Source organism: Streptomyces tardus (assembly GCF_018101125.2).
GTDB classification, from domain to species: domain Bacteria; phylum Actinomycetota; class Actinomycetes; order Streptomycetales; family Streptomycetaceae; genus Streptomyces; species Streptomyces tardus.
In genome coordinates this window covers 3,319,940-3,343,068 of record NZ_JAELVF020000001.1, presented here as the reverse complement: position 1 = coordinate 3,343,068, position 23,129 = coordinate 3,319,940, and the positions used below count along the sequence as shown (strand labels likewise).

Genomic DNA, 23,129 nt, shown 5'->3' with positions numbered 1-23,129 from the left:
TCCGCGAGTCTGGCAGCCACCACCACGGCAGTACCCGGCGGGGCCCGCTCGGCGGGCCCCGCCGGGCGTCCTTGTCCGGATCGTTGCTTCTTGATCACGTTCGATCTCCGGTTCCCCACTCAAACGGGTAAACGGCGCGTATCGTTCTTGCGATCACGTGAGGAGCTCCGCGAAGCTGACGCGGCACCAGATCCCGCGGCATCCGAACCGGCCGGGAAAAACGGGGCATTTCGGTACCGAGGGAACCAACTACCGCCCTCGGCTGTCTCATACGGCGGCGGTCATCACGCCCGCCCGATTCAACCTGTTCTTCCGGCGCTCAGCCGAAGGTCGCGGGCACGAACGAGCACACGCAGCTGATGCGTGCAGGGGGATGGATTCATGACGTCGGAACCACGCCAGGCACAGTCGCGTGCGCACGACGATCCGTCGCAGACCACCAAGCTCCGCATCCAGCGGAACAGGTCCGGGGAGACCGGCACCTTCGGCCGGGGGCTGCGCTGGCCCCGCAAGGCGCCGCCCCGGTACGACTACGAGCACTACAGTCGCCTGGCCGGCCCGCTGACCCGGCCCGACCCCGACAAGCCCTACCGGGTCAAGTACCGCAGTCTGATGGCCGACGAGCCGCACCGCTTCCGGGCTGCACTGCTGCTGACCCTCGCTCCGCTGCTCTCGCTCGGGCTCTTCGCCTGGCTGATGCAGCCGCAGCACTGGACGGAGCGCGACGAGGGGTCGGTCTCCGACCTGGTGCTCAGGCTCGACATCGTGATGCTGGTCGCGATCGGGCTGATCGAGCTGTTCCGCACGCTGAACGTGCTCTCCAACTCGCACGCGACGCTGGTGGCCAGGGACCCGGTGCCGGTGGTGCCGGAGTCGGGCACCCGGGTCGCCTTCCTCACCTCCTTCGTTCCGGGCAAGGAACCGATCGAGATGGTGACCAAGACCCTGGCGGCGGCGGTCAAGATCCGCCACCGGGGCACGATGCACGTCTGGCTGCTGGACGAGGGCGACGACCCCGAGGTCAAGGAGGTCTGCCGCCGCCTGGGTGTGCACCACTTCAGCCGCAAGGGCGTGGAGAAGTGGAACACCTCCAAGGGCGCCTTCCGCGCGAAGACCAAACACGGCAACTACAACGCCTGGTTGGACGCCCACGGTGACAACTACGACTACTTCGCGGGCGTCGACACCGACCACGTGCCGCTGCCCAACTACCTGGAGCGGATGCTCGGTTACTTCCGCGACCCGAACGTCGGCTTCGTCATCGGCCCGCAGGTCTACGGCAACTACGACAACTTCGTCACCAAGGCCGCGGAGAGCCAGCAGTTCCTCTTCCACGCGCTGATCCAGCGCGCCGGCAACCGCTACGGCTCCCCGATGTTCGTCGGTACCAGCAACGCGGTGCGGATCAGCGCCATCAAGCAGATCGGCGGCCTGTACGACTCGATCACCGAGGACATGGCCACCGGTTTCGAGATCCACCGGGCGCGCAACCCGCAGACCGGCAAGCGCTGGCGCTCGGTGTACACCCCGGACGTACTGGCCGTCGGTGAGGGCCCGAACGCCTGGACCGACTTCTTCACCCAGCAGCTGCGCTGGTCGCGCGGTACCTACGAGACGATCCTCAAGCAGTACTGGCGCGGCTGGTTCACCATGCCGCCCGGCAAGCTCTTCAACTACACGATGATGATCATCTTCTACCCGATCTCGGCGCTGAACTGGATTCTGGCCGCGATCAGTTGCGCCCTGTTCCTGGGACTGGGCGCCTCGGGTGTGCAGATCGACCCGGTCATCTGGATGATGCTGTACGGCAACGCCTCGGCGCTCCAGGTCGGCCTCTACATCTGGAACCGCCGGCACAACGTCTCGCCGCACGAGCCCGAGGGCTCGGGCGGTCTGGCCGGCATGCTGATGTCGGCGCTCTCCGCCCCGATCTACGCCAGGTCGCTGATGGACACGGTGCTGCGGCGGAAGAGCAAGTTCGTCGTCACGCCCAAGGGCGAGTCGGCGAGCCCGGACACGCTCTTCGGCACGTTCCGCATCCACCTCTTCTTCATCGCGGTCTTCGGCGGTTCGGCGATCGGCTCGTTCTGGCTCGGCCACAACCATCCGGCCATGCTGATCTGGGCCACGCTCGCGACCCTGATCACCGCGGCGCCGATCATCGGCTGGCGGGTCGGTATGCGGGCCGAGAAGAAGCGCCGCAGACAGGCGCGGCGGAACGGCGGCGGGGAAGCGCAGCAGCAGGACCCGCCGCAGTCACCGCCGCCCGCACAACCCGCGGGGGGCAGTACGGGCCGTACCGGGGTGCCGGAGTCCGGCGCACCGCCCGCGGGGGTGGCCGGCGGGGCGCCGCCGGGGGGCGAGCAGCGGCCCGCCTGGGCCGCCGATCCGCGCGGTACCGACCGGACCGTCCAGTTCGACGCACGACAGATCCGGCAGTCCGCCCCGCCCGGGCAGTGAGGCACCCGCACCCGCCTCCCGAACGGTGCGGCCCCGCACCTGAGCGCGCCGACGGCGGAGCGCCCCACCCGAGGACCGGACGTGCTGCGCGGACGCCACGGACACCGCCGTACCGGCACCGGGCCGCCCGGGACGCGGTCCCGGCAAGGGGCAGGACGGGCACACCCCGCGGGAGCCGGGGCGCGCCCGGACACGCAACAGAACCACCCACCCCGGGAACCACCCCGGATGTCGCTTGCAGGAGTGTTAACCGGTGAAATACCGCCCAAGCCGCCGTACGAAGCGGTTGGCCATCGCGTCGGTCGCACTGCTCGCCGTCGCGGGCATGAACGCCCCGTGGCTCATCCGGTACACCAGCGAGCAGTACACGAACTACAACATCAACCGCGCGGGCTACAAGGCCGAGAACGGCCTGTGGCAGGTGCTGGACGTACCGCAGAAGAACAAGATCAACACCATCCACGCAGCCCTGCTGCACACCGGCAAGGTGCTGCTGGTCGCCGGATCGGGCAACGACGCCAAGCAGTTCGCCGCCAAGAGCTTCCGCAGCGTGCTCTGGGACCCGGACGAGAACACGTTCAAGAACATCCCGACGCCCAAGGACATGTTCTGCGCGGGACACACCCAGCTCCCCGACGGCAAGCTGCTGATCGCGGGCGGCACCCAGCGGTACGAGACGCTGGAGGGCGACGTCGAGAAGGCTGGCGGCCTGATGATCGTCAGCAACGAGAACCCGGACAAGCCGATCACGCTGCCCAAGGGCACCAAGTTCAAGGGCGCCAAGAGCGGCAAGGTCTTCGAGACCCAGCAGTCCCTGCTGGTGCCCAGGGCCGAGAAGACGGAGACGCCCACCGGTGCGACCGTCACCGCGAGCCAGAAGCGGATCTACGTCGAGGCCGCCAGAAAGGGCAAGAAGCACGCCACCGGCGACACCGACCAGTACGCCGTCGTGGGCCTCGACGCCGCCGACAAGGACAACATCTACGGCATCGCCAACAAGATCTCCTTCGACAAGAAGGACTTCCAGGGCATCCGCGAGTCCTACGAGTTCGACCCGGTGGCCGAGGAGTACATCACGGTCGACCCGATGGAGGACGCCCGCTGGTACCCCACGCTGACCACGCTGGAGGACGGCCGGGTGCTCTCGGTCTCCGGTCTCGACGACATCGGCGAGGTCTCGGAGAAGGTCGAGCTCTACGACCCCAGGACCAAGAAGTGGCAGACCCTGCCCGAGCAGCGCTACTTCCCGACCTATCCCGGGCTCTTCCTCTCCGGCCGGGACGAACTGCTCTACACCGGCACCAGCTCCGGCTACGGACCCGCCGACAAGGGTCGTGTGCCCGGCCTGTGGAACTGGCGCACCGACCGCTTCACCAAGATCCCCGGCATGAGCGATCCGGACGCCCTGGAGACCTCCATGGCCGTGCTGCTGCCGCCCGCGCAGGACCAGAAGTACATGGTGCTCGGCGGCGGCGGCATCGGTGAGAGCACCAAGGTCACCGACAAGACCCGGATCGTCGACCTCAAGAAGAAGAACCCCCGTTTCGTGGACGGCCCCTCGCTCTACGAGCCGGTGCGGTACCCCAGCAGCGTGATCCTCCCCGACGACACCGTGCTCACCACCAACGGCTCGAAGGGCTACCGCGGTTACAGCTCAAGCGACGTGCTCAAGGCCGAGCTGTACGACCCGAGGACCAACACCTCACGGCGGGTGGCCGATCCGCTGGAGGGCCGCAACTACCACTCCGGCGCGCTGCTGCTGCCCAACGGCAAGGTCATGACCTTCGGTTCCGACCCGCTCTTCGACGACAGGGCCAACACCAAGCCCGGCACCTTCGAGCAGCAGATCGACATCTGGTCGCCGCCCTACCTCTTCCGCGACTCCCGTCCGCAGCTCAAGGCGAACGGCGAGAAGCCGCAGCGGGTGCAGCTGGGCGGCAAGGCGGAGTTCGCCACGAAGGACGCGGCGGACATCAAGGAGATGCGGCTGATGCGGCCCAGCTCCTTCACCCATGTCACCAACAACGAACAGCGGTCGATCGCGCTCGACTTCGAACGCACGGAGAACGGTGTGGAGCTGACCGTGCCGGAGGACCCGACCCTGGTGCCCCCCGGGTACTACATGGTCAACGCCGTGGACGAGGACGGCACTCCGTCCGAAGCGGTGTGGCTGCACGTACCCGTGCAGGACGAGTTGCAGCTGCGCGGGGAGTGAGCGAACGCCCGCCGCCGTACCCGCCCAATGCCCGGAGCACACCGGGCCCGACTCGGGCGGACGGGGTGGTGCGCGCGAGCAGGCGGCGCGGGGGCACAGGAAGGGCCCGCGAACCGGTACGGCCGGTTGGCGGGCCCTTGTGCTGTGCGGGGAGCGCGGGCGGACGGGCCGGCTCGCACCGACCGACGGTGGTCAGTCCGCGGCGTTCCCCGCCAGCTCCAGCGCGTACTTCTGGAACCATTCGCCGGCTTCGGGGCCGCCGCGGCAGGTGCCGTCGGACTCGCCGGGCCGCTTGATCCACATATAGGCGTCGACCAGCGGATCGGCGGTCTTCGTCGTGGGAACGTCGCCGAGGGCGCGGCCCGGCGGGTTGCACCAGGACTCCTCGGTCTCCTCGCCGTCGACCGGCCCGTTGCCGTTGCGGCTGGTGTCGATGACGAAGTGCTTGTCGCCCACCATCGAGGAGAGCCGCTTGCCGTAGTCGATGTTCTCCTCGGTCGTCTGGTAGTTGGAGACGTTGAGGGAGAAGCCGTCGGCGCCTGCGATGCCGGCCTTCTTCAGCGGCTCGACCATGCCGCCGGGGTCGCGGATCCAGTGCGGGTTGCCCGCGTCGATGTAGACCTTGGTGCCGGACAGCTTCTTGAGCTTGTCCACGGCTTCGCTGATCAGGGTGTACTGCTCCCCGTGGAGCTCGGCGGGTACGCAGCCCTCCTGCATGATGTGCGGCAGCGCGTCCGGCTCCAGCACCACCGTCGCCTTCCGGTCGCCGATGCCCTTGGCCACCGCGTCGGTGAAGGCGCGGTACTCGTCCGCGGACTTGGCGCCGCCCTGGGAGTACTGGCCGCAGTCGCGGTGCGGGATGTTGTACATGACCAGGATGGGGCTGGTGTCGGCCTCGGTGGCCGCCTCGGTGATGCTCCGGGTCTGGCTCTCGGCCTGCTCCGGCTTGATCCACTCCCCCGCGGGCTGCTCGGCGATCTTCTCGATCAGCTCGGCGTCCTGCCCGCTCGTGGAGTCCAGGGCGGCGGACGCCTTGCCCTCCGGATTCACCCAGAACGCGGCGTCGGACTTCCCCGGCTTGGCCCCGCGGTCCCCGCTGTCGGGCTTGTCCTTGTCACCGCCGCCGGACGCGCAGCCGGCAACCAGTGCCATCGCGCTGAGAGTCGCACCGCCGATCACGAGCGCGGCGCGGATGCGGTGCGGCGGGCGGCCGGCGTCGGTGCCGTACATCCACTCCCCCTTGGGTACGGTGGTGAACCGGTCAGTGCCTATCGTGGCACAGCGACACATCTGGTGCGTCCCGGACCCTCCCGCCCGTGCGCACGCCGTTCCCGGGACGTTCCGGTGGCGTACACGGCGTCACCCGGGCGCACCCGCGCGGGACTTGGGCGGTGAATCCGCCCCGCCGAACAGGCCGGTGGCGCTCACCGGTGGATCGCCGTCAGGTACGCGGAGACGACCACGTTCGCCGTATAGCTGCGGCTCTCGCGGTCGAAGGTGCCGCCGCAGGTGATCAGGCGCAACTCCGCCCGACCCTTGTTCCGCTCGCCGTACGCCTTCGCCGGATCGAAGCCCGCGCGCTGGACGACCTGTACGTCCTCCACCGTGAACTCGGCGACGGTGCCGTCCTCGCGCGAGACCTGCACCCTGGTGCCGGAGTCGGCCGAACTGAGGTTGAAGAACACCGCCTTGTCGGTGGCGGTGTCGACATGGCCCACCAGCAGGGCCGCGCCCGCCGCACCGGGCTGCGGGCCGCCCCCGTACCAGGCGACGTCGTCGCCCTGGCTGAGAGGAGGAGCGTCCACCGCCCCGTCCGCGTCCAGGCCGCGGGTCTGGACGCGGGCGTCCACGCCGAGGCCGTCGATACGTACGGCGACCGGTCGGCCGCCCTCGACCGGATCGAGCGCGTCCGGCAGTTCGCCGCTCTCCGCGCTCCGGCCCGAGCCGAGCTCGCCCAGCACCGGGAAGTCGCGGTCGGTGAGGTCCTTGCCCCACAGCCACAGCCCGAGGAGCAGCACCAGCCAGGCCGTCGCGGTGATCAGACGGCCGCCGCCCGAGGGCTGGCTCTCCCCGGCCATCGCGGCGGGCCCGTCAGGAGTGGCTGCCGGGGCGAGCCGCGGCGCGGCGGCGCAGTACCGCGGCACCGGCGAGACCCAGCGCGGCGGCGCCGGCGAGGGTCAGCGGGAGAGTCGAGGAGTCGCCGGAACCGCCGCTGCCCGCGGTGCCGCCGCCGCCCGCCTTGACCGGCGCGGTGGGCCGTACCGGCGGGTGGTGGGACTCGCCTCCCCTGCCGGGGATGACGACGAACCGGCCCTCGGCGATGGAGCGTTTGAGGTTGCCGGTCTTGTCGTAGCAGTCGACCAGCACGGTGTACCGGCCCGGATCGATCGCCGCCCGGATGCTGGCATCGCCGGTGAGCGTCTCGTCGGCGGCGGACTTCAGGGCCACCGAGGAGATGAACGCGTCCGAGCGGGCGATGCCCTTGTCCCCGTCGCAGGAGTCGACGCGGATGTTGATCTGGCCGCCGGCGTGCACCTTGGACGGTGTGATCTTGACCGATCCGGTGCCGGGCCCGGGCTCCTCCTGCGGCGCCGCGTTCGCCTGCGCCGTACCGAGCAGCACGGCGGAGAGGGTCAACAGTCCCAGGCTGTACGGGACGCGGGCAACGCGGGCAACGCGCATGGCAACCTCCGGGTCGGTACTCCCGAAGATTCACCGCCGCCCGGGCCGTCGCACCCGCAGCGCCGCCGATCGGGTCAGTGCCGCGGGCCCGTGCGGCGCGGGGGCTTGCGCGGGCTCCCCGCCCCTCGAACCACCCGGCACAGCGGGCCCGTTCGGGAAGCCTGCGAGCCGGTGGCTGCCGCACCGACGGCGCGGCCGGGTCCGCGGCACCGGTCGGTGGAACGCGGGGCGTGCCCCGCCGACCGACCGAACCGGAGGGCTGGGGAGCGGGTGGAGGGGTCAAACGCGTTCGACGAGATCCGCGATGGAATCGACGACCGTGGACGGGCGGAAGGGGTGCCGGTCCACCTCCGCGGGGCTGGAGATGCCGGTGAGGACGAGGAAGGTCTCCATGCCCGCCTCCAGACCGGCCAGCATGTCGGTGTCCATCCGGTCGCCGATCATCGCGCTGGTCTCGGAGTGCGCACCGATCTTGTTGAGTCCGGCGCGCATCATCAGCGGGTTCGGCTTGCCCACGAAGTACGGTTCCTGGCCGGTCGCCTTGGTGATCAGCGCGGCCACCGAACCGGTGGCGGGCAGCGGGCCCTCGGCGGAGGGGCCGGTCTCGTCCGGGTTGGTGGCGATGAAGCGCGAGCCGTTGTTGATCAGCCGGATCGCCCGGGTCAGCGCCTCGAAGCTGTAGGTGCGGGTCTCGCCGAGGACGACGTAGTCGGGCTGCGCGTCGGTCAGTACGTAGCCGATGTCGTGCATGGCGGTGGTGAGCCCCGCTTCGCCGATGACGTACGCCGTGCCGCCGGGGCGCTGGTCGTCCAGGAACTGGGCGGTCGCGAGCGCGGAGGTCCAGATGTTGTCGACCGGCACGTCCAGGCCCATGCGCGCCAGCCGGGCGTGCAGATCGCGCGGGGTCTGCATGGAGTTGTTGGTGAGGACCAGGAACGGCTTGCCCGACTCCCGCAGCCTGCTCAGGAACGCGTCGGCCCCCTTGATGGGGATGCCCTCGTGGATCAGGACGCCGTCCATGTCGGTCAGCCAGGATTCGATCGGCTTGCGCTCTGCCACTGGAAGGATCTCCTGCCGTGCGGTGCGGGGACGTGCGGTGCGGGGACGTCTCCAGCCTAAGCCGACCCGGGTGCGGTGCGGCCGGCCGGTACGTTCCCGATGCAGGTGAGTGCCCGACGACGCGGGTGAGTGCCCGGCGGCGGCGCGAACAGCGGGCCGCGGACGACAGGAAGCTGCGGGCCTCGCAACCAAAAGGCCCCGTCGGATGTCTCACAGTGGCGCTCACCCACCGCTCGAAGGGCTCTGACGTGACAAACCCCTACCAAACCCCGCAATACGGCTACCACCAGCCGAACCCCTACGCCACCGCGCCGTACCCGGCGGCCCGGCCGCGGATGTTCGGCGGCACGTTGGCGCGGATCGCCTGGACGCTCGTACCGGTGCTCACGCTCGGCTTCCTGGCCCCGCTCCCCTTCGTCGTCGCAGCGGTGAAGCGCGTGGTCGCCTGGTGGCTGGCGCTGACCTACATCGTGAACACGATCGTCGTCATGGCGGTCGTCATGCTGACCCCGGACGGCACCTCGCTCCCCGGACTGCTGGTGATCGTCCTGATGATCACGGCCGCGACGCACACCGCGCTCCTGGACAACGCGAACGTGACCATCGGCAAGTAGCCCCGGGCACCGCCGAATCGGGGTCGGAGTCCGGCCGGTGCCGGTAACGGCTGCCCGCGCGGCGCCGGTGCGGGGCGGTCGGCCGAGCGGTGCGGTGGGGACCCTTCGGGCGGCTTCGGCGATACCCGCCCGGATCGGTGCGTTGCCCCCGGGAACGCAGTCCCGGGGGTCAACCGAGCGTGCCCGCGCGCCATCCGGCATGCGTACCATGGCCGATCCGCACGCACGTCCGCGCTCCGACGGGCGCGGAGCCGCACGGCAGAAGGTCAGCTGAGCATGTCCGACACAGACCAGACCCCGCAGGACACCACCGACGGCGAGGCGGAGCCCGCCCGGCCCGTACCACTGCGGGTGGGGCTCGTGGGCTACGGAGTTGCGGGATCGTTCTTCCACGCGCCCCTGATCGACGCCGAGCCGGAGCTCTCGCTGGAGGCGGTCGTCACCTCCGACCCGGACCGGCAGGCGGACGTGGCGAAGAAGTACCCCGGCGCCCGTGCGACCGAGGACGTCGACACCCTCCTCGCCCGCGCCGACGAACTGGACCTGGTGGTCCTCGCCTCCCCCAACAAGACCCATGTCCCGCTCGCCGAACGGGTGTTGCGCGCCGGCCTGCCGGTGGTCGTGGACAAACCGCTCGCCGCCACCTCCGCCGAGGCCCTGGCGCTGGCCGGACTCGCCCGCGAACGCGGCCTGCTGCTCTCCACGTTCCAGAACCGCCGCTGGGACAGCGACTTCCGCACCCTGGACAAGCTCCTCGCCGACGGCGAGCTGGGCGAGGTGCACCGTTTCGAGTCGCGGTACGAGCGCTGGCGGCCCAAGCTCAAGGGCGGCTGGCGCGAGTCCGGCGACCCCGCCGAGATCGGCGGCCTTCTCTACGACCTCGGCAGCCACGTCGTGGACCAGGCACTGACGCTGTTCGGTCCGGTGCGCACGGTCTACGCGGAGGCCGACGTGCGGCGCGAGAACGCGGCGGCCGACGACGACACCTTCCTGGCGCTGACGCACGAGAGCGGAGTGCGCTCGCATCTGTGGGTGAGCGCGACCGCCGCCCAACTGGGCCCGCGCTTCCGGGTGCTGGGCAGCAGGGCCGCGTACGTGAAGTACGGCCTCGACCCGCAGGAGGCGGTGCTGCGCGAGGGCAAGCGGCCGGTGCCGGGCGCCCCCTGGGGCTCCGAGCCGCCGTCGGCCTGGGGTTCGCTCGGCGAGCTCGGCGAGACGCGGCCGGTGCCCAGCCTGGACGGCGACTACCCGGCGTACTACCGCGCGATCGCCGCCGCTCTGCGCGAGGGCGGCGAGCCCCCGGTGACCGCGGAGCAGGCGGCGGCGACGCTGCGAGTGCTCGAGGCGGCCCACCTCTCGGCGACCGAGGGCAGAGTCGTCCCGCTCGACTGAGCCGCAGCGGCCGGTGAGGCCGCTGCGGCGACCAAGCATTCCGGGCGACGGCTCGGCTCGGGGTACGGGCCCCGGGTCACGCCGTCGCCGCGACGGGTCGCGACGCGTCCGGCCGAGCGGGGCGCGCGGCGGGCGCGGCGGGCACCGCCCACCGCGCGCCGCGCCGCGCCGCCGGGCGCGTCAGGCGGGGGTGAACTCCTGGCGCTGGCGGCCGAGTCCGTCGACCTCCAGCTCCACGACGTCGCCGGCCCGCAGGAACGGCTTGGGCTCCGGCCGGCCGTTGGCGACGCCGGCCGGGGTGCCGGTGTTGACGACGTCGCCCGGGCGCAGCGTCATGAACTGGCTGAGGTGGCGCACCACTTCGTAGACCCCGAAGACCTGGTCCGCGGTGCTGCCGTCCTGCTGCAGCTCCCCGTTGACCCAGAGGCGCAGTCCGAGGTTCTGCGGGTCGGGGACCTCGTCGGCGGTGACCAGCCAGGGGCCGAGCGGGTTGAAGGTCTCGCAGTTCTTGCCCTTGTCCCACTGCCCGCCGCGTTCGAGCATGAACGCCCGCTCCGAGACGTCGTGGCTGACGGTGTATCCCGCGACGGCGGCGCGCGCCTCCTCCTCGGTCTCCAGATAGCGCGCGGTGCGGCCGATGACGATCGCCAGCTCCACCTCCCAGTCGGTCTTGCGGCTGCCGCGCGGTATCAGGACGTTGTCCCGGGGGCCGACGACGGTGTCCGGCGCCTTCATGAAGACCAGCGGTTCGACGGGCAGCGGCGCACCGATCTCAGCGGCATGGTCGCGGTAGTTGAGGCCGATGCAGACGATCTTGCCGATGTCCGCGATCGGCGGGCCGGTGCGCAGTCCGGCCGGGTCGAGCACCGGCAGCTCACCGGTCTCCAGCGCCTCGGCGGTCCGGCCGAGAGCGACCGGGTCGGCCAGCAGCGCGGAGTTGACGTCCGGCAGCAGACCGGACAGGTCGCGGAGAACGCCCCGACCGTCGAGCGCGGCCGGTCGTTCCGCCCCGCGGGGTCCCACACGCAGCAGTTTCATCGCACACTCCAGTGATCGGGGTCATCGAAGTCGCGATGGGGACGGCCATCGGCTTGGACGATCCTCCAATCCGACGCGCCGCGGGCGCAAGTCCCGCCCACGTACTGGACCGTAACCACGTTCCGCACCCGTCCCGGCCCCGGCCGACGGGCGCCCGACCCGCAGGCGCCCGCCGGCTGTGGGGCCCGGGTGCGGGACGTGCTCAGCCGCCGAGGGCGTGGGTGAAGGTGTGGATCGCCAGGCCCGCGAGCGCACCGACGACAGTGCCGTTGATGCGGATGAACTGGAGGTCGCGGCCGATGTTCGCCTCGATCTTCCGGGAGGTCTGGTCGGCGTCCCAACCGGCGACGGTCTCGGTGATCAACGAGGTGATCTCGCCCCGATAGGTGGTCACCACGTGCGTGGCGGCGCCCTCCAGCCAGTCGTCCACCTTGTGCTGCATCCGCTCGTCCGAGGCCAGCCGGGACCCGAGGGAGATGAGCGACGCCCGTACGCGCAGCCGCAGTTCGCTCTGCTCGTCCTCGGCGGCGGCCAGCAGCATGGCGCGGATCGAGGACCAGGCGGAGGCGATGACGTCCTGCACCTCGCCGCGGGCGAGGATCTCGGACTTCAGCCGTTCCACCTTCTCCCTGGTCTGGCGGTCCTCGCGCAGTTCACGGGCGAAGTCGGCGAGGAAGGTGTCGATCGCGCCGCGCGCCGGATGCTCGGGCATGTCCCTGATCTCCGTGACGAAGCGCAGGAGTTCGCGGTAGACGCGGTCGCCGACCTTCTGGTCGACGAAGCGCGGGGTCCAGCCCGGAGCGCCGCCGGAGACCGCGTCCAGCACCGAACCCCGGTGCTCCACCAGCCAGTCGTGCGCCTTGACGCAGATCAGGTCGACCACCTTGCGATGCCCGCCGTCGGCCACCACCTTCTCCAGTACGTTGCCGAGACCGGGAGCGACCTCCTGGGCGTCGGCCCGGCGGGTGATCGCCTCGCCGACCACCGCCTGCACGTCGGAGTCCCGCAGCACGGTGAGCGCACCGCGCACCGCGGTGGCCAGTTCGGCGGTGACGCGGTCGGCGTGCTCCGGCTCCGCCAGCCAGGTGCCCAGCCGGCGGCTGATGCCCACCGCGCGCAGCCGCTGCCGCACGACGTCCTCGGCGAGGAAGTTGTCGCCGACGAACTCGCCGAGGTTCTCGCCGAGTTGGTCCTTCTTGGTGCGGATGATCGCGGTGTGCGGGATCGGCAGCCCCATCGGGTGCTTGAACAGCGCCGTCACCGCGAACCAGTCGGCCAGCGCACCGACCATGCCGGCCTCCGCGGCTGCGGCGACGTACCCCGCCCAGGCGCCGGCACCGCTGCGTTCCGCCCAGGTCGCCAGCGCGTACACCACGGCCGCCACCACCAGGGCGCTGGTCGCGATGATCTTCATCTGCCGTACGCCGCGCTGCTTCTCCCGGTCGGCGGCGGTGAAAGCGCTGAGGTCGCGGGCGAGCCCCGCGGCGGAGGGCGGGTCGGTGGCCACCGGTCTGCCGCCGCCCGCGCCGGTTCTGGTCGTGCTGCGTTCCATCCGCTCCCACCCGTCTCTCGCGGTCCCCGTGCATTGTCGCCTCCCGTACCCCGGGACACCGGAGGCGACCGTGCCCGAACGGTGAGACACAGAACACGCCCCCGCGCGCAACGTCCCGGGGCCCGGCCGCGTCTTGACCCTCGTAGCGTGCGGAGGGGCGCGCTCCCCCGGGCGGGCCCGGCGGTCACAACTGCTCGAGATGTGAAGGTCTATGGCCCGCGGTCCGGTGCGTGTACGGCTCGTGGGATCATTGCTGCGCAGATCTCGCCCAGGGGGGACACCACAGAATGACCGCGGGCAGGCGCCCATGAGCAAAAACATGGGCTACGCATTGCTGGCCGGCTTCGCGGCCATCGTCGTCCTCGTCTCCGGAGCGATATTCATGAGCTTCGGCGGCACCGAGGAATCCCCGAAACCGGGCACCGGCGGACGCGGCTCGGCAGCTCCCGCCTCTTCCGGCAACTGGGTGGGCACCTGGGCGACCTCGGCGGCAGCCGCGGAACCCAACGCACCACAGGGCTACCCGGGCCGATCAATCCGAAACGTGCTCCACAGCTCGATCTCCGGCACCGCCGCGCGCATCCAGCTCTCCAACCTCTTCGGCACCCAGCCGCTGCTGATCTCGCACGCCACCCTCGCCGTCGCCGCCGCCCCCAGCGCCCCGAACGCCGCGCCCGGCACCATGCGCAGACTGACCTTCGGCACCCAGGAGTCGGTGACCATTCCGCCCGGCGGCATGGTCACGAGCGACGCGGTACGGCTGAACGTGCCGCACGCCGCCGACCTGCTGGTCACGACGTACTCCCCCGAGCCCTCCGGCCCGGTGACCTACCACCCCTTCGCCCGCCAGACCAGCTATCTGGCGGAGGGCGAGCACACCGGCGCCGAGGACGGGACCGCCTACAACCAGCAGAGCCCGTACTGGCGTTACGTCACCGGCGTCGACGTGTGGACGACCGAGACCGAGGGCGCCGTCGTCGTCATCGGCGACTCGATCACCGACGGCATCACCTCCAGCCCCGGGGCCAACCGCCGCTGGCCGGACTTCCTCGGCGAGCGTCTGCGCACCGAACGCGGCGCCCCTGCCTACAGCGTGCTCAACGCCGGGATAAGCGGGAACCGCATCCTGATCGACGGCAGCCGCTACTCGCCCAACAACGGGCCGAGCGCGCTCACCAGAATGGACCGCGACGTTCTCATCCGTACCGGGGTTCGCACCGTCGTGCTCCAGCTGGGCATCAACGACCTCATCAAACGTCCGCAGCAGCGCGACGCCGCGCTCCTGGTCCAGGGGCTCGAACAGCTCGCCGAGCAGGCGCACAACCGCGGACACCGAGTGCTGGTCGGGACGTTGACGCCGTTCGCCGGGCACCGGATGCACACCCCGCGAGTGGAAGCCGTCCGCCAGCAGGTCAACGACCGGCTCCGCGCGAGCGAGGCGTTCGACGGGCTGATCGACTTCGACGCCGCCCTGCGCGACCCGGCAGCGCCCCAGCAGCTGCGCGCCGCCTACGACTCGGGGGACCGGCTGCACCCCAGCGACAACGGGTTCCGGGCGATGGCGCAGGCCGTCGACCTGCAGTCGATCAAGGCCGGCAAGGGGTCCCCGGTCGCCGGCTGACGCCCCGGCCGCAGGGGCCCGGGTCGACGGGCCCGCGCCGGCGGCCCGTTGCGCCGCCGCCCTGCCGCCCACCCGGCTGCGCCGTACGCGGCCTTTCGCCCGCCGCGCCTGGTCGGCCGCACAGGGTCGGCCGTACGCCGCTCCAACGGCGGAAACAGTCCGCGGCGACGCGTGTGCCGGGCCACAACACCGCGCGAGAGTGCATCCGATCGTGTGTTTCGCGCGTCTTCATCTTCGGGGGAAAGCCGGCGAACCGTCGACGACGGCCGCCGGACACCTGACCGGGTGCGTGGCACGTACGCCGCACTCGTCACTGAGCCGGACCGGCGATGCGACAGTGTCAGGGAAGGACAATTGGGACTCGCGCGGTCCCGATGCGTTTGGATGGCCCTGCAAGCCTTGCGCGGGACACGACGCAAGTCGCCCGAGCGTGGACGAGGAGTCCCAGCACAGATGAGTGACGAGCAGCACCACCAAGGAAACCGCCCGGGCCAGGAGGGTCCGAACACCCCGGACTCCCACGGCGACCCGGACGCCGCCGACCCGTCGTCCGACGGGGCCGCCGAGGGCGAGGGCGCCGAGGGCAGGCGCAAGCGCACCGGTCTGCGCCGTCTGGTGCCCACCTGGCGGATGGTCCTCGGCGGCGTACTGCTCGTCCTGCTGCTGTGCACCGGCACGCTCGTCGCCGGGTATCTGCTGGTGGACGTGCCCGAGCCCAAGGACCACGCCGTCGCGCAGAGCAACGTCTACCTCTACTCCGACGGCACCCCGATCGCCAAGGACGGCGAGGTCAACCGGGAGAACGTCACGCTCGCCCAGGTGCCCAAGCACGTCCAGCACGCCGTACTCGCCGCCGAGGACCGGGACTTCTACAACCAGTCCGCGATCGACCCCAAGGCGATGGTGCGCGCCGCCTGGAACATGGTGCGCGGCGAGGGCAAGCAGTCCGGCTCGACCATCACCCAGCAGTACGTGAAGAACTTCTACCTGTCCCAGGAGCGGACCGTCACCCGCAAGGCGCAGGAGTTCTTCATCGCCATAAAGCTGGACCGCGAGGTCAGCAAGGACGACATCCTCATCGGCTATCTGAACACCAGCTACTTCGGCCGCAACGCCTACGGCATCCAGTCCGCCGCCCAGGCGTACTACGGCAAGAACGCCGAGGACCTCACCACCGCCGAGGGCGCCTACCTGGCCGCCGTCGTCAACTCCCCCAGCGCGTACGACGTCTCCGCCCAGCCGCAGAACCGTGACAAGGCCCTCGCCCGCTGGAACTACACGCTGGACGGCATGGTCAAGGAGGGCTGGCTGAAGTCCTCCGACCGGGCCGGTATGAAGTTCCCCGAGCCCGAGGACGTCAAGGCTGCCCCGGGCCGGTCCGGTCAGCGCGGCTATCTGCTGGAGGCGGTGAAACAGCACCTCATCAACAGCGAGGTCATGGACGAACAGCGCCTGGCCTCCGGCGGCTTCCGGATCACCACCACCATCGACCGCAAACGCCAGGAGGCGATGGTCAAGGCGGTCGACGAGAAGCTGATGAGCCAGTTGGACGACGAGCGCGAGGTGGACAAGTACGTCCGGGCCGGCGGTACGTCGATCGATCCGGCGACCGGCAGGGTGGTCGCGATGTACGGCGGTATCGACTACACCAAGCAGTACGTCAACAACGCGACCCGCCGCGACTACCAGGCCGCCTCCACGTTCAAGCCCTTCGTGTACGCCGCCGCGCTGGAGAACGACTCGACCGCGTACAACGGCCAGCCGATCGGGCCCCAGACCGTCTACGACGGCACCAGCAAACGCCAGGTCACCGCCGGCGGCCGGCCCACCGACTGGGCACCGCAGAACGAGCGCGACATCTCCTACGGGCAGATCCCGGTCACCGAGGCGATGGACAAGTCGGTCAACGCGGTCTTCGCGCAGATGGGTGTGGACGTCGGGCCCGAGCAGGTCAAGGACACCGTGACCAGGCTCGGCATTCCCAAGGACACTCCGGAGCTGGCCAAGGCGCAGAGCTCGGTCTCGCTCGGCACCGCCACGCCCAGCACCCTCGACGTGGCTCAGGCGTACACCACGCTCTCCAACCACGGGAAGTACCGCGACTACTCGATGATCGAGGAGATCAGCCGGGGCGGTGAGAAGATCAAACTGCCCGAGCCCGAGACCCGGCAGGCGATCGAGCGTTCGGCCGCCGACTCCACGACCGCGATGCTGCGCAGCGTCGTCGAGGGCGGCACCGGCCAGGCGGCACAGGCGGCCGGCCGGCCCGCGGCGGGCAAGACCGGCACCGCGGAGAAGGACACCGCGGCGTGGTTCGCCGGATACACCCCGGACCTGACGACCGTGATCTCCGTAGTGGGCCAGGACCCGGAGAACGGGGCCCACAAGTCGCTGTACGGAGCCGCCGGCCAGGAGCGGATCAGCGGCGGCGGATACCCGGCGGAGATCTGGGCCCAGTACACCTCCGCCGCGCTGGAGGGCAGCGCCCCCAAGGACTTCGAGCTGGAGGCCGAGGAGGTGCCGCCGCCCGCACCGGGCGACCCGAACGACCCCGAGCAGCCCGGCGACGGCCGGCAGCCGCCCGGTCAGGGCGACTCGGGCGGTGACGAGGGCGGCCAGGACAACGGCGGTGCCGACGGCGGCGGCGACGAGGGACAGGACGGCGGCCAGGACGGCGGCGCGGACGAGGGGCAGGACAGCGGCGGCGGCGATCCGGGCGGCGGCGGACCCGGCGGACCCGGCGATCCCGGCGATCCGGGCGACCCGGGCGACCCGGGCGGCGGCGGACCCGGCGACCCCGGCGGCGGCGGACCGGGCGGGCCCGGTGATCCGGGCGACCCGGGCGGCGGTCCCGGCGACCCGCAGTTCCCGGGCTGAACGACGCACCGGGCGGGCGCCGCAGTTCCGGGCGCCCGCGAGGCCGGGGCGCGCCCGAGGCCGGGAGCGAGGCCGCACTTGAACCGGCCGCGACACCGGACACACGTACTGGGCCGGCGCACGCACCGGACGGACGGACGGTGGAGCGCGCGGCGGGCGCGGCGCGGCGGCGGGCGCGTCCGGCAGACAGGCGCACGGGCGCGGCGCCCGTCCCACCCCACGCTCCACGCTCCACAAGGGGTCAGGGGAGGTCCGACGGTTGAGAAACCGTCGGGCCTCCCCCGGTTCGGGTTCGGTGGGGCGGGCGCACGCTCACCGGCAGACGGGGAACGCGGCGTCAGCGGACGAGAGCGGTCCTCCACGCGGGCCGGGGCGCGTTCCCGCAGCCGAGCGGGCCTTCGTCGTCGCCGGAGCGTGTTCGTCCATGCGGGCCCTTGCGGGGGCGCAGCGCGGGCGGTGTGCGGTCAGAGGTAGAGCCCGGTGGAGTCCTCCGAGCCCTCCAGCCGCTCGGCGGCCACCGCGTGCAGATCGCGCTCGCGCATCAACACGTAGGCCACGCCGCGTACTTCGACCTCGGCCCGGTCCTCCGGGTCGTACAGCACCCGGTCGCCCGGCTCGACCGTGCGCACGTTCTGCCCGACCGCGACCACCTCGGCCCAGGCAAGCCTGCGGCCGACCGCGGCGGTGGCGGGGATGACGATGCCGCCGGTCGAGCGGCGCTCGCCCTCCGAAGTGTCGGTGCGCACGAGCACACGGTCGTGCAGCATCCGGATGGGCAGTTTGTCGTGATGGGGCGGTTGCGAGGTCACGCCAGGACCGTACCGCAGGCCCTCAGCGGCGCTTCCGGCGAGACACCACCACCGCGCCGACCACCGCCACCGTCACCACGGCGACCGGCACGATCCGCTCCGTGCGGGGCGAGCCGTCGGGCGCGACGACCTGCGAACGGGCGCGGTCCACCAGGCCGTTGACGCGCACGCACGTCTGGCCGACCGTGCGGTCGACGGAGTCGGAAACCCTGTCCTTGACGTCGCCGAGGATCGTCGAGGGGTGCACACGTACGGCGATCTCGTCCAGCGTCACTGCCAGCCGCTGCCGGCTGCGAGCGATCTGCGCCTCGATCTCGCCGGGTGCCTTCGCTTGAGCCACCGCGCTACCTCCGTTGTCTCGTCATCGCTGCTGAACAGTGTGTCAGCTCACTGTCCCACGGGTTCCACCACTCCCCCTGTTCGCCGGCCGCCGACGGGCCCGGTCGACTCGTTAGGCTCGACGTCGCAGAACCGCCTACGAGGAGTACCGATGAGCGAACGACTTCAGCCCGGCGACCCGGCACCGGCCTTCACACTGCCGGACGCCGACGGCAAACAGGTGTCCCTGGCGAACCACGCGGGCCGCAAGGTCATCGTCTACTTCTACCCCGCCGCTCTCACGCCGGGTTGCACCAAGCAGGCGTGCGACTTCACCGACAACCTCCGGCTGCTGGCCGGCGCGGGCTACGACGTCATCGGCGTCTCCCCCGACAAGCCGGAGAAGCTGGCGAAGTTCCGGGAGCAGGAGCAGCTGGGCGTGACCCTGGTCGGCGACCCGGAGAAGAAGGTGCTGGAGGCCTACGGCGCCTTCGGCGAGAAGAAGCTCTACGGCAAGGTCGTGACCGGAGTGATCCGCTCGACGGTCGTGGTCGACGAGGAGGGCCGGGTCGAGCGCGCGCTGTACAACGTCAAGGCGACCGGCCATGTGGCCAAGCTGCTGCGCGATCTGAAGATCGACGGCGCCTGAGCCGCGAACCCCTCGGGCCCGCACCGCCGTTCGGGTCACGCACCTCCGACCCGCCCTCCCGCGGAAGACCGCGGCGGTGGGCGGGGGGTGGGGGCGGCGACGCGCGGCGAACACCGCCGGCCGACCCTTGTGACCGCCACACACCCCTCCCGCTACGATGGCTGCCAGCCGGCGGCCGTGATGGAACTGGCAGTCATGCTGGGTTTAGGTCCCAGTGGGTTCACACCCGTGCGGGTTCGAGTCCCGCCGGCCGCACGCCGTACGAAGAGCCGCCCCCGCGCATCCGTCGGGGGCGGCTCTTCGCCGTTGCGGGCGCGGTGCGGGGCGACGGCGCCGGTGCGGTGTTCAGCCCAGGAGTTCGCGCACCTGCGGGACGAGTCCGCGGAACGCCTCGCCCCGGTGGCTGATCGCGTTCTTCTCCGCAGCGGAGAGCTCGGCGCAGGTACGGGTCTCGCCGTCGGGCTGGAGGATCGGGTCGTACCCGAACCCGCCGTCGCCCGCCGGGCTGTGCCGCAGCGTGCCGCGCAGTCGCCCCTCGACGACGCGTTCGGTGCCGTCGGGCAGGGCGAGCGCGGCGGCGCAGGCGAAGTGGGCGGCACGGTGCTCGTCGCCGATGTCCGCGAGCTGGGCCAGCAACAGGTCCAGATTGGCCCGGTCCTCGCCGTGGCGTCCGGCCCAGCGGGCGGAGAAGATGCCCGGCGCGCCGCCGAGCACGTCCACGCACAGCCCGGAGTCGTCGGCGACCGCGGGCAACCCGGTGGCCTCGGCGAGGGCGTGCGCCTTGAGCAGGGCGTTGGCCGCGAAGGTCACACCGGTCTCGCGGACGTCCGGCACGTGCGGATACTGGTCGGCTCCGGCCAACTCCAGCCGGAGGCCGGCGTCGTGGAGGATCGCCTGGAGTTCGGTGACCTTGTGGGCGTTGCGGGTGGCGAGTACGAGGCGCTGCATGTCGGCGATTATCGACGACGCCCGCGCCGTCCCGTGCGCGAGGGTCGCCGTCGACGCGGCCACGGGTCGGTGTCCGTGGCACACGGATCCGTGGCGCGCACCGGGTGCGGCGGGGCGGCCGTACGGCGGAACTCCGTACGGCCCGCCGGGCGGCTCAGCGGCCGAGGGCCTCGCGCTGGCCCTTTTCGAGGTCGCGGCAGCCGCCGACCGCGAGGTCGAGCAGCGCGTTCAGCTCGTCGCGGTCGAACGGCTCGCCCTCGGCGGTGCCCTGCACCTCGACGAAACGACCGTCGCCGGTGCAGACGACGTTCATGTCGGTCTCGGCGACGACGTCCTCCTCGTAGCAGAGGTCGAGCAGCGGCACGCCCTTGACGATGCCGACGCTGACCGCCGCGACGCTGCCGGACAGCGGCTTGGCCGAAGCCTTGATCAGCTTCCGCTCCTGGCCCCAGGCGACCGCGTCCGCGAGCGCGACGTACGCGCCGGTGATGGCCGCCGTACGGGTGCCGCCGTCGGCCTGGAGGACGTCGCAGTCGAGCACGACGGTGTTCTCGCCGAGCGCCTTGGTGTCCACGACCGAGCGCAGCGAGCGGCCGATGAGCCGGGAGATCTCGTGCGTGCGCCCACCGATCTTGCCGCGTACGGACTCGCGGTCGCCGCGGGTGTTGGTGGAGCGCGGCAGCATGGAGTACTCGGCGGTGACCCAGCCCTTGCCGCTGCCCCGGCGCCAGCGCGGCACGCCCTCGGTGAAGCTGGCCGTGCAGAGGACCTTGGTGTCGCCGAAGGCGACCAGCACGGATCCCTCGGCGTGCTTGCTCCAGCCGCGGTCGATCGTCAGGGGGCGGAGCTGGTCGGCTGTGCGGCCGTCGATTCGTGACATGGAGCGAGGGTAGTGGTCCGCGCCGGGGGCGCCCGCCGCGGGCCCTCCCCCGCACCGCCGCTTTCGGCCACCGGCTCGGCGCCCCGAGGACGGCCGGCCGCGCCGGCGCACGCGGCGAGAGCTCGGTCGCGCCGCGGGCCGCCGGTGGCGACGGGTTCACATGAGGTCTTCGATCTCGGAGGCGATGGGGTCGGCGTCGGTGCCGATGACGACCTGGACCGCCGTGCCCATCTTCACCACGCCGTGGGCGCCGGCGGCCTTCAAGGCGTTCTCGTCGACCCGGCCCGCGTCCTCGACCTCGGTGCGCAGGCGGGTGATGCACCCCTCGACCTCGACGATGTTGTCGATGCCGCCCAGCCCGGCGACGATCTTCTCAGCCTTGGTGGCCATGTCTCTCTCCTGTGTTCTGCCGGCGGTTCTCGCCTGCCACGCAGGCCGGGACCGGCCGAGCCTGTCGGCCGGCCGGCACCCCGGCTCCGCGCGATGCGACGGGTCAGTGGTCTACACCAGCGTAGCCCGGCACCTCCGACACCGAGCCGCGAGCCGACGCGGAGCACCGTTCGTACTGTTCGCCGCGAAATGGCACATCACAGAAGAGGAACGAATCATTCCGCTCTCCCCGGCGTTCGTGCTACAACTGCCTGCACCGAGTGGTTTAGACCAATAGAACATCCCGGAAGCCCACCCGTCGACTGTCCGGCGGCGCCCCGGCCCCCGGCTCGCGGAGGAACCAGATGAGCACGCCGAACGAGGCCCCAGCCCCCACCCGCCGATCCCGCGCGATGGCGGTCGCCCAGCGCATCGGACGCAGCCTGATGCTGCCGATCGCCGCACTGCCGGCCGCCGCACTGATGCTGCGGCTCGGCCAGGACGACATGCTCGGCCGGCCCAACTTCCCCGATGTGCTCAACCGCCTCGCGGAGTTCCTGGCGGCGGGCGGCAGCGCGCTCCTGGACAACATGCCGCTGCTCTTCGCGGTGGGCATCGCCATCGGGTTCGCCAGGCGGTCCGACGGATCCACCGCGCTGGCGGCCGTCGTCGGCTACCTCGCGTTCAAGAACGTGCTGGAGGTCTTCACCGACGACAGCCTGCCCATGGTGCAGGAGGTCGTCGACGGAAAGATCGTCGAAGTGGCACCGCCGGTCGACGCCGGGGTGCTCGGCGGCGTGGTGATGGGCATCGTCGTCGCCCTGCTGTACCAGCGCTTCCACCGGCAGAAGCTGCCGGAGTGGCTGGGCTTCTTCGGCGGACGGCGACTGGTGCCGATCCTCGCCGCGTTCGCCGGCCTGGTCATCGGCATCGTCTTCGGCTACATCTGGCCTGTTCTCGGCACCGGACTGCACAACTTCAGCGAGTGGCTGGTCGGTTCGGGCGCCACCGGTGCCGGTATCTACGGCGTGCTCAACCGCGCGCTGATCCCGGTCGGCATGCACCACCTGCTGAACTCCTTCCCCTGGTTCCAGGCCGGGAGCTACGACGGCAAGAGCGGTGACATCGCACGGTTCCTCGCCGGGGACCCGACCGCGGGGCAGTTCATGACCGGCTTCTTCCCGATCATGATGTTCGCGCTGCCGGCCGCATGCCTGGCGATGTACCACTGCGCCAAGCCGCAGCGGCGCAAGGTCGTCGGCGGCATGATGGCCTCGATCGGCCTCACCGCCTTCGTCACCGGTGTCACCGAGCCGATCGAGTTCACCTTCATGTTCATCGCGCCCGTGCTGTACGCGATCCACGCGGTGCTCACCGGCGTCTCGATGGCCCTGACCTGGGCGCTGGGAATGCGCGACGGTTTCGGCTTCTCGGCCGGGGCGATCGACTACCTGCTGAACTTCGGCATCGCCCAGAACCCGCTCGGCCTCGCTCTGGTCGGCCTCTGCTTCAGCGTCGTCTACTACGCGCTCTTCCGGTTCGCGATCACCAAGTTCAACCTGCCCACGCCGGGCCGGGAGAGCGACGAGGAGATCGCCGAGATGGAGAAGGCCAACTACAAGGCGTAGCACGGCTTCTGCCGCCAC

General features: G+C 71.1%; 18 protein-coding genes, 1 tRNA gene and 1 pseudogene. 9 read left to right on the top strand and 11 right to left on the bottom strand.

Features of this window, described 5'->3' with window-relative positions:
- The first annotated feature begins 381 nt into the window (after window positions 1–381).
- Together JGS22_RS14305 and glxA are read left to right on the top strand one after the other, a co-directional pair.
- Entirely contained in the window at window positions 382–2,460 is a 2,079-nt protein-coding gene (locus tag JGS22_RS14305; RefSeq protein WP_211038624.1) for a glycosyltransferase family 2 protein, read from the top strand.
- A gap of 253 nt (window positions 2,461–2,713) precedes the next feature.
- Window positions 2,714–4,675, top strand: coding sequence for a radical copper oxidase GlxA (glxA, locus tag JGS22_RS14300; protein WP_211038626.1), 1,962 nt, complete (start codon window positions 2,714–2,716; stop codon window positions 4,673–4,675).
- Window positions 4,676–4,867: 192 nt separating this feature from the next.
- Here the strand turns inward: glxA and JGS22_RS14295 are convergent, their stop codons facing one another.
- From JGS22_RS14295 to JGS22_RS14280, 4 genes are all read right to left on the bottom strand, one after another.
- Window positions 4,868–5,905 carry a glycoside hydrolase family 6 protein gene (locus tag JGS22_RS14295; RefSeq protein WP_211038628.1) on the bottom strand — a complete coding sequence of 346 codons (1,038 nt, stop codon included), beginning with the start codon at window positions 5,903–5,905 and terminating at the stop codon, window positions 4,868–4,870.
- Between the two features lie 194 nt (window positions 5,906–6,099).
- The gene (locus JGS22_RS14290) at window positions 6,100–6,753 is read right to left on the bottom strand and encodes a class F sortase (RefSeq protein WP_211038630.1); all 654 of its coding nucleotides are present in this window, start codon (window positions 6,751–6,753) and stop codon (window positions 6,100–6,102) included.
- Window positions 6,754–6,766: 13 nt separating this feature from the next.
- A complete protein-coding gene (locus JGS22_RS14285; protein WP_211038632.1) occupies window positions 6,767–7,357 on the bottom strand; it encodes an LPXTG cell wall anchor domain-containing protein in 591 nt (196 codons plus the stop codon).
- A 279-nt stretch (window positions 7,358–7,636) separates the two neighbouring features.
- Window positions 7,637–8,416 carry an HAD-IIA family hydrolase gene (locus JGS22_RS14280; RefSeq protein WP_211038634.1) on the bottom strand — a complete coding sequence of 260 codons (780 nt, stop codon included), beginning with the start codon at window positions 8,414–8,416 and terminating at the stop codon, window positions 7,637–7,639.
- A gap of 248 nt (window positions 8,417–8,664) precedes the next feature.
- Between JGS22_RS14280 and JGS22_RS14275 the strand changes: the two genes are divergently transcribed.
- Both JGS22_RS14275 and JGS22_RS14270 read left to right on the top strand, forming a co-directional pair.
- Entirely contained in the window at window positions 8,665–9,030 is a 366-nt protein-coding gene (locus tag JGS22_RS14275; protein ID WP_308405665.1) for a hypothetical protein, read from the top strand.
- Window positions 9,031–9,306: 276 nt separating this feature from the next.
- The gene (locus tag JGS22_RS14270) at window positions 9,307–10,422 is read left to right on the top strand and encodes a Gfo/Idh/MocA family oxidoreductase (RefSeq protein ID WP_211038636.1); all 1,116 of its coding nucleotides are present in this window, start codon (window positions 9,307–9,309) and stop codon (window positions 10,420–10,422) included.
- Between the two features lie 180 nt (window positions 10,423–10,602).
- Here the strand turns inward: JGS22_RS14270 and JGS22_RS14265 are convergent, their stop codons facing one another.
- Window positions 10,603–11,460, bottom strand: coding sequence for a fumarylacetoacetate hydrolase family protein (locus JGS22_RS14265; RefSeq protein WP_211038638.1), 858 nt, complete (start codon window positions 11,458–11,460; stop codon window positions 10,603–10,605).
- A gap of 202 nt (window positions 11,461–11,662) precedes the next feature.
- Window positions 11,663–13,012 (bottom strand): DUF445 domain-containing protein, encoded by a 1,350-nt coding sequence (locus JGS22_RS14260; protein ID WP_211038639.1) that lies wholly within the window; start codon window positions 13,010–13,012, stop codon window positions 11,663–11,665.
- 307 nt (window positions 13,013–13,319) lie between these two features.
- Between JGS22_RS14260 and JGS22_RS14255 the strand changes: the two genes are divergently transcribed.
- Window positions 13,320–14,633, top strand: coding sequence for an SGNH/GDSL hydrolase family protein (locus tag JGS22_RS14255; protein ID WP_211038641.1), 1,314 nt, complete (start codon window positions 13,320–13,322; stop codon window positions 14,631–14,633).
- A 453-nt stretch (window positions 14,634–15,086) separates the two neighbouring features.
- Window positions 15,087–17,510, top strand: coding sequence for a transglycosylase domain-containing protein (locus JGS22_RS14250; RefSeq protein WP_211038643.1), 2,424 nt, complete (start codon window positions 15,087–15,089; stop codon window positions 17,508–17,510).
- A 464-nt stretch (window positions 17,511–17,974) separates the two neighbouring features.
- On the opposite strand, the gene JGS22_RS14245 is transcribed toward JGS22_RS14250, so the two are convergent.
- Window positions 17,975–18,277 carry a GroES family chaperonin gene (locus JGS22_RS14245; protein WP_211038687.1) on the bottom strand — a complete coding sequence of 101 codons (303 nt, stop codon included), beginning with the start codon at window positions 18,275–18,277 and terminating at the stop codon, window positions 17,975–17,977.
- A 64-nt stretch (window positions 18,278–18,341) separates the two neighbouring features.
- Window positions 18,342–18,659 carry a DUF3618 domain-containing protein gene (locus tag JGS22_RS14240; RefSeq protein WP_211038645.1) on the bottom strand — a complete coding sequence of 106 codons (318 nt, stop codon included), beginning with the start codon at window positions 18,657–18,659 and terminating at the stop codon, window positions 18,342–18,344.
- A 150-nt stretch (window positions 18,660–18,809) separates the two neighbouring features.
- Between JGS22_RS14240 and bcp the strand changes: the two genes are divergently transcribed.
- Complete coding sequence (gene bcp / locus JGS22_RS14235; protein WP_211038647.1) at window positions 18,810–19,286, top strand: thioredoxin-dependent thiol peroxidase; 477 nt, start codon at window positions 18,810–18,812, stop codon at window positions 19,284–19,286.
- Window positions 19,287–19,457: 171 nt separating this feature from the next.
- A tRNA-Leu gene (locus JGS22_RS14230) sits at window positions 19,458–19,541 on the top strand.
- Between the two features lie 90 nt (window positions 19,542–19,631).
- Here the strand turns inward: JGS22_RS14230 and rdgB are convergent.
- The 3 genes and pseudogenes from rdgB to JGS22_RS14215 all read right to left on the bottom strand — a co-directional run.
- Window positions 19,632–20,234 (bottom strand): RdgB/HAM1 family non-canonical purine NTP pyrophosphatase, encoded by a 603-nt coding sequence (rdgB, locus tag JGS22_RS14225; protein WP_211038649.1) that lies wholly within the window; start codon window positions 20,232–20,234, stop codon window positions 19,632–19,634.
- 154 nt (window positions 20,235–20,388) lie between these two features.
- Window positions 20,389–21,114 carry a ribonuclease PH gene (rph, locus tag JGS22_RS14220; RefSeq protein ID WP_211038651.1) on the bottom strand — a complete coding sequence of 242 codons (726 nt, stop codon included), beginning with the start codon at window positions 21,112–21,114 and terminating at the stop codon, window positions 20,389–20,391.
- 156 nt (window positions 21,115–21,270) lie between these two features.
- Window positions 21,271–21,519: pseudogene (locus JGS22_RS14215) on the bottom strand (PTS sugar transporter subunit IIB); the annotation flags it as partial.
- 329 nt (window positions 21,520–21,848) lie between these two features.
- On the opposite strand from JGS22_RS14215, the gene JGS22_RS14210 reads away from it, so the two are divergent.
- A complete protein-coding gene (locus JGS22_RS14210) occupies window positions 21,849–23,111 on the top strand; it encodes a PTS transporter subunit EIIC (protein WP_211038655.1) in 1,263 nt (420 codons plus the stop codon).
- Window positions 23,112–23,129 lie beyond the last annotated feature (18 nt).

Bases quoted from the DNA above. Each gene is read 5' to 3' on its own strand.
- JGS22_RS14305 (WP_211038624.1), top strand. From the start codon at position 382: ATGACGTCGGAACCACGCCAGGCACAGTCGCGTGCGCACGACGATCCG.
- JGS22_RS14295 (WP_211038628.1), bottom strand. From the start codon at position 5,905: ATGTACGGCACCGACGCCGGCCGCCCGCCGCACCGCATCCGCGCCGCG.
- JGS22_RS14290 (WP_211038630.1), bottom strand. From the start codon at position 6,753: ATGGCCGGGGAGAGCCAGCCCTCGGGCGGCGGCCGTCTGATCACCGCG.
- JGS22_RS14285 (WP_211038632.1), bottom strand. From the start codon at position 7,357: ATGCGCGTTGCCCGCGTTGCCCGCGTCCCGTACAGCCTGGGACTGTTG.
- JGS22_RS14270 (WP_211038636.1), top strand. From the start codon at position 9,307: ATGTCCGACACAGACCAGACCCCGCAGGACACCACCGACGGCGAGGCG.
- JGS22_RS14265 (WP_211038638.1), bottom strand. From the start codon at position 11,460: ATGAAACTGCTGCGTGTGGGACCCCGCGGGGCGGAACGACCGGCCGCG.
- JGS22_RS14260 (WP_211038639.1), bottom strand. From the start codon at position 13,012: ATGGAACGCAGCACGACCAGAACCGGCGCGGGCGGCGGCAGACCGGTG.
- JGS22_RS14255 (WP_211038641.1), top strand. From the start codon at position 13,320: ATGAGCAAAAACATGGGCTACGCATTGCTGGCCGGCTTCGCGGCCATC.
- JGS22_RS14250 (WP_211038643.1), top strand. From the start codon at position 15,087: ATGAGTGACGAGCAGCACCACCAAGGAAACCGCCCGGGCCAGGAGGGT.
- JGS22_RS14245 (WP_211038687.1), bottom strand. From the start codon at position 18,277: ATGCTGCACGACCGTGTGCTCGTGCGCACCGACACTTCGGAGGGCGAG.
- bcp (WP_211038647.1), top strand. From the start codon at position 18,810: ATGAGCGAACGACTTCAGCCCGGCGACCCGGCACCGGCCTTCACACTG.
- rdgB (WP_211038649.1), bottom strand. From the start codon at position 20,234: ATGCAGCGCCTCGTACTCGCCACCCGCAACGCCCACAAGGTCACCGAA.
- rph (WP_211038651.1), bottom strand. From the start codon at position 21,114: ATGTCACGAATCGACGGCCGCACAGCCGACCAGCTCCGCCCCCTGACG.
- JGS22_RS14210 (WP_211038655.1), top strand. From the start codon at position 21,849: ATGAGCACGCCGAACGAGGCCCCAGCCCCCACCCGCCGATCCCGCGCG.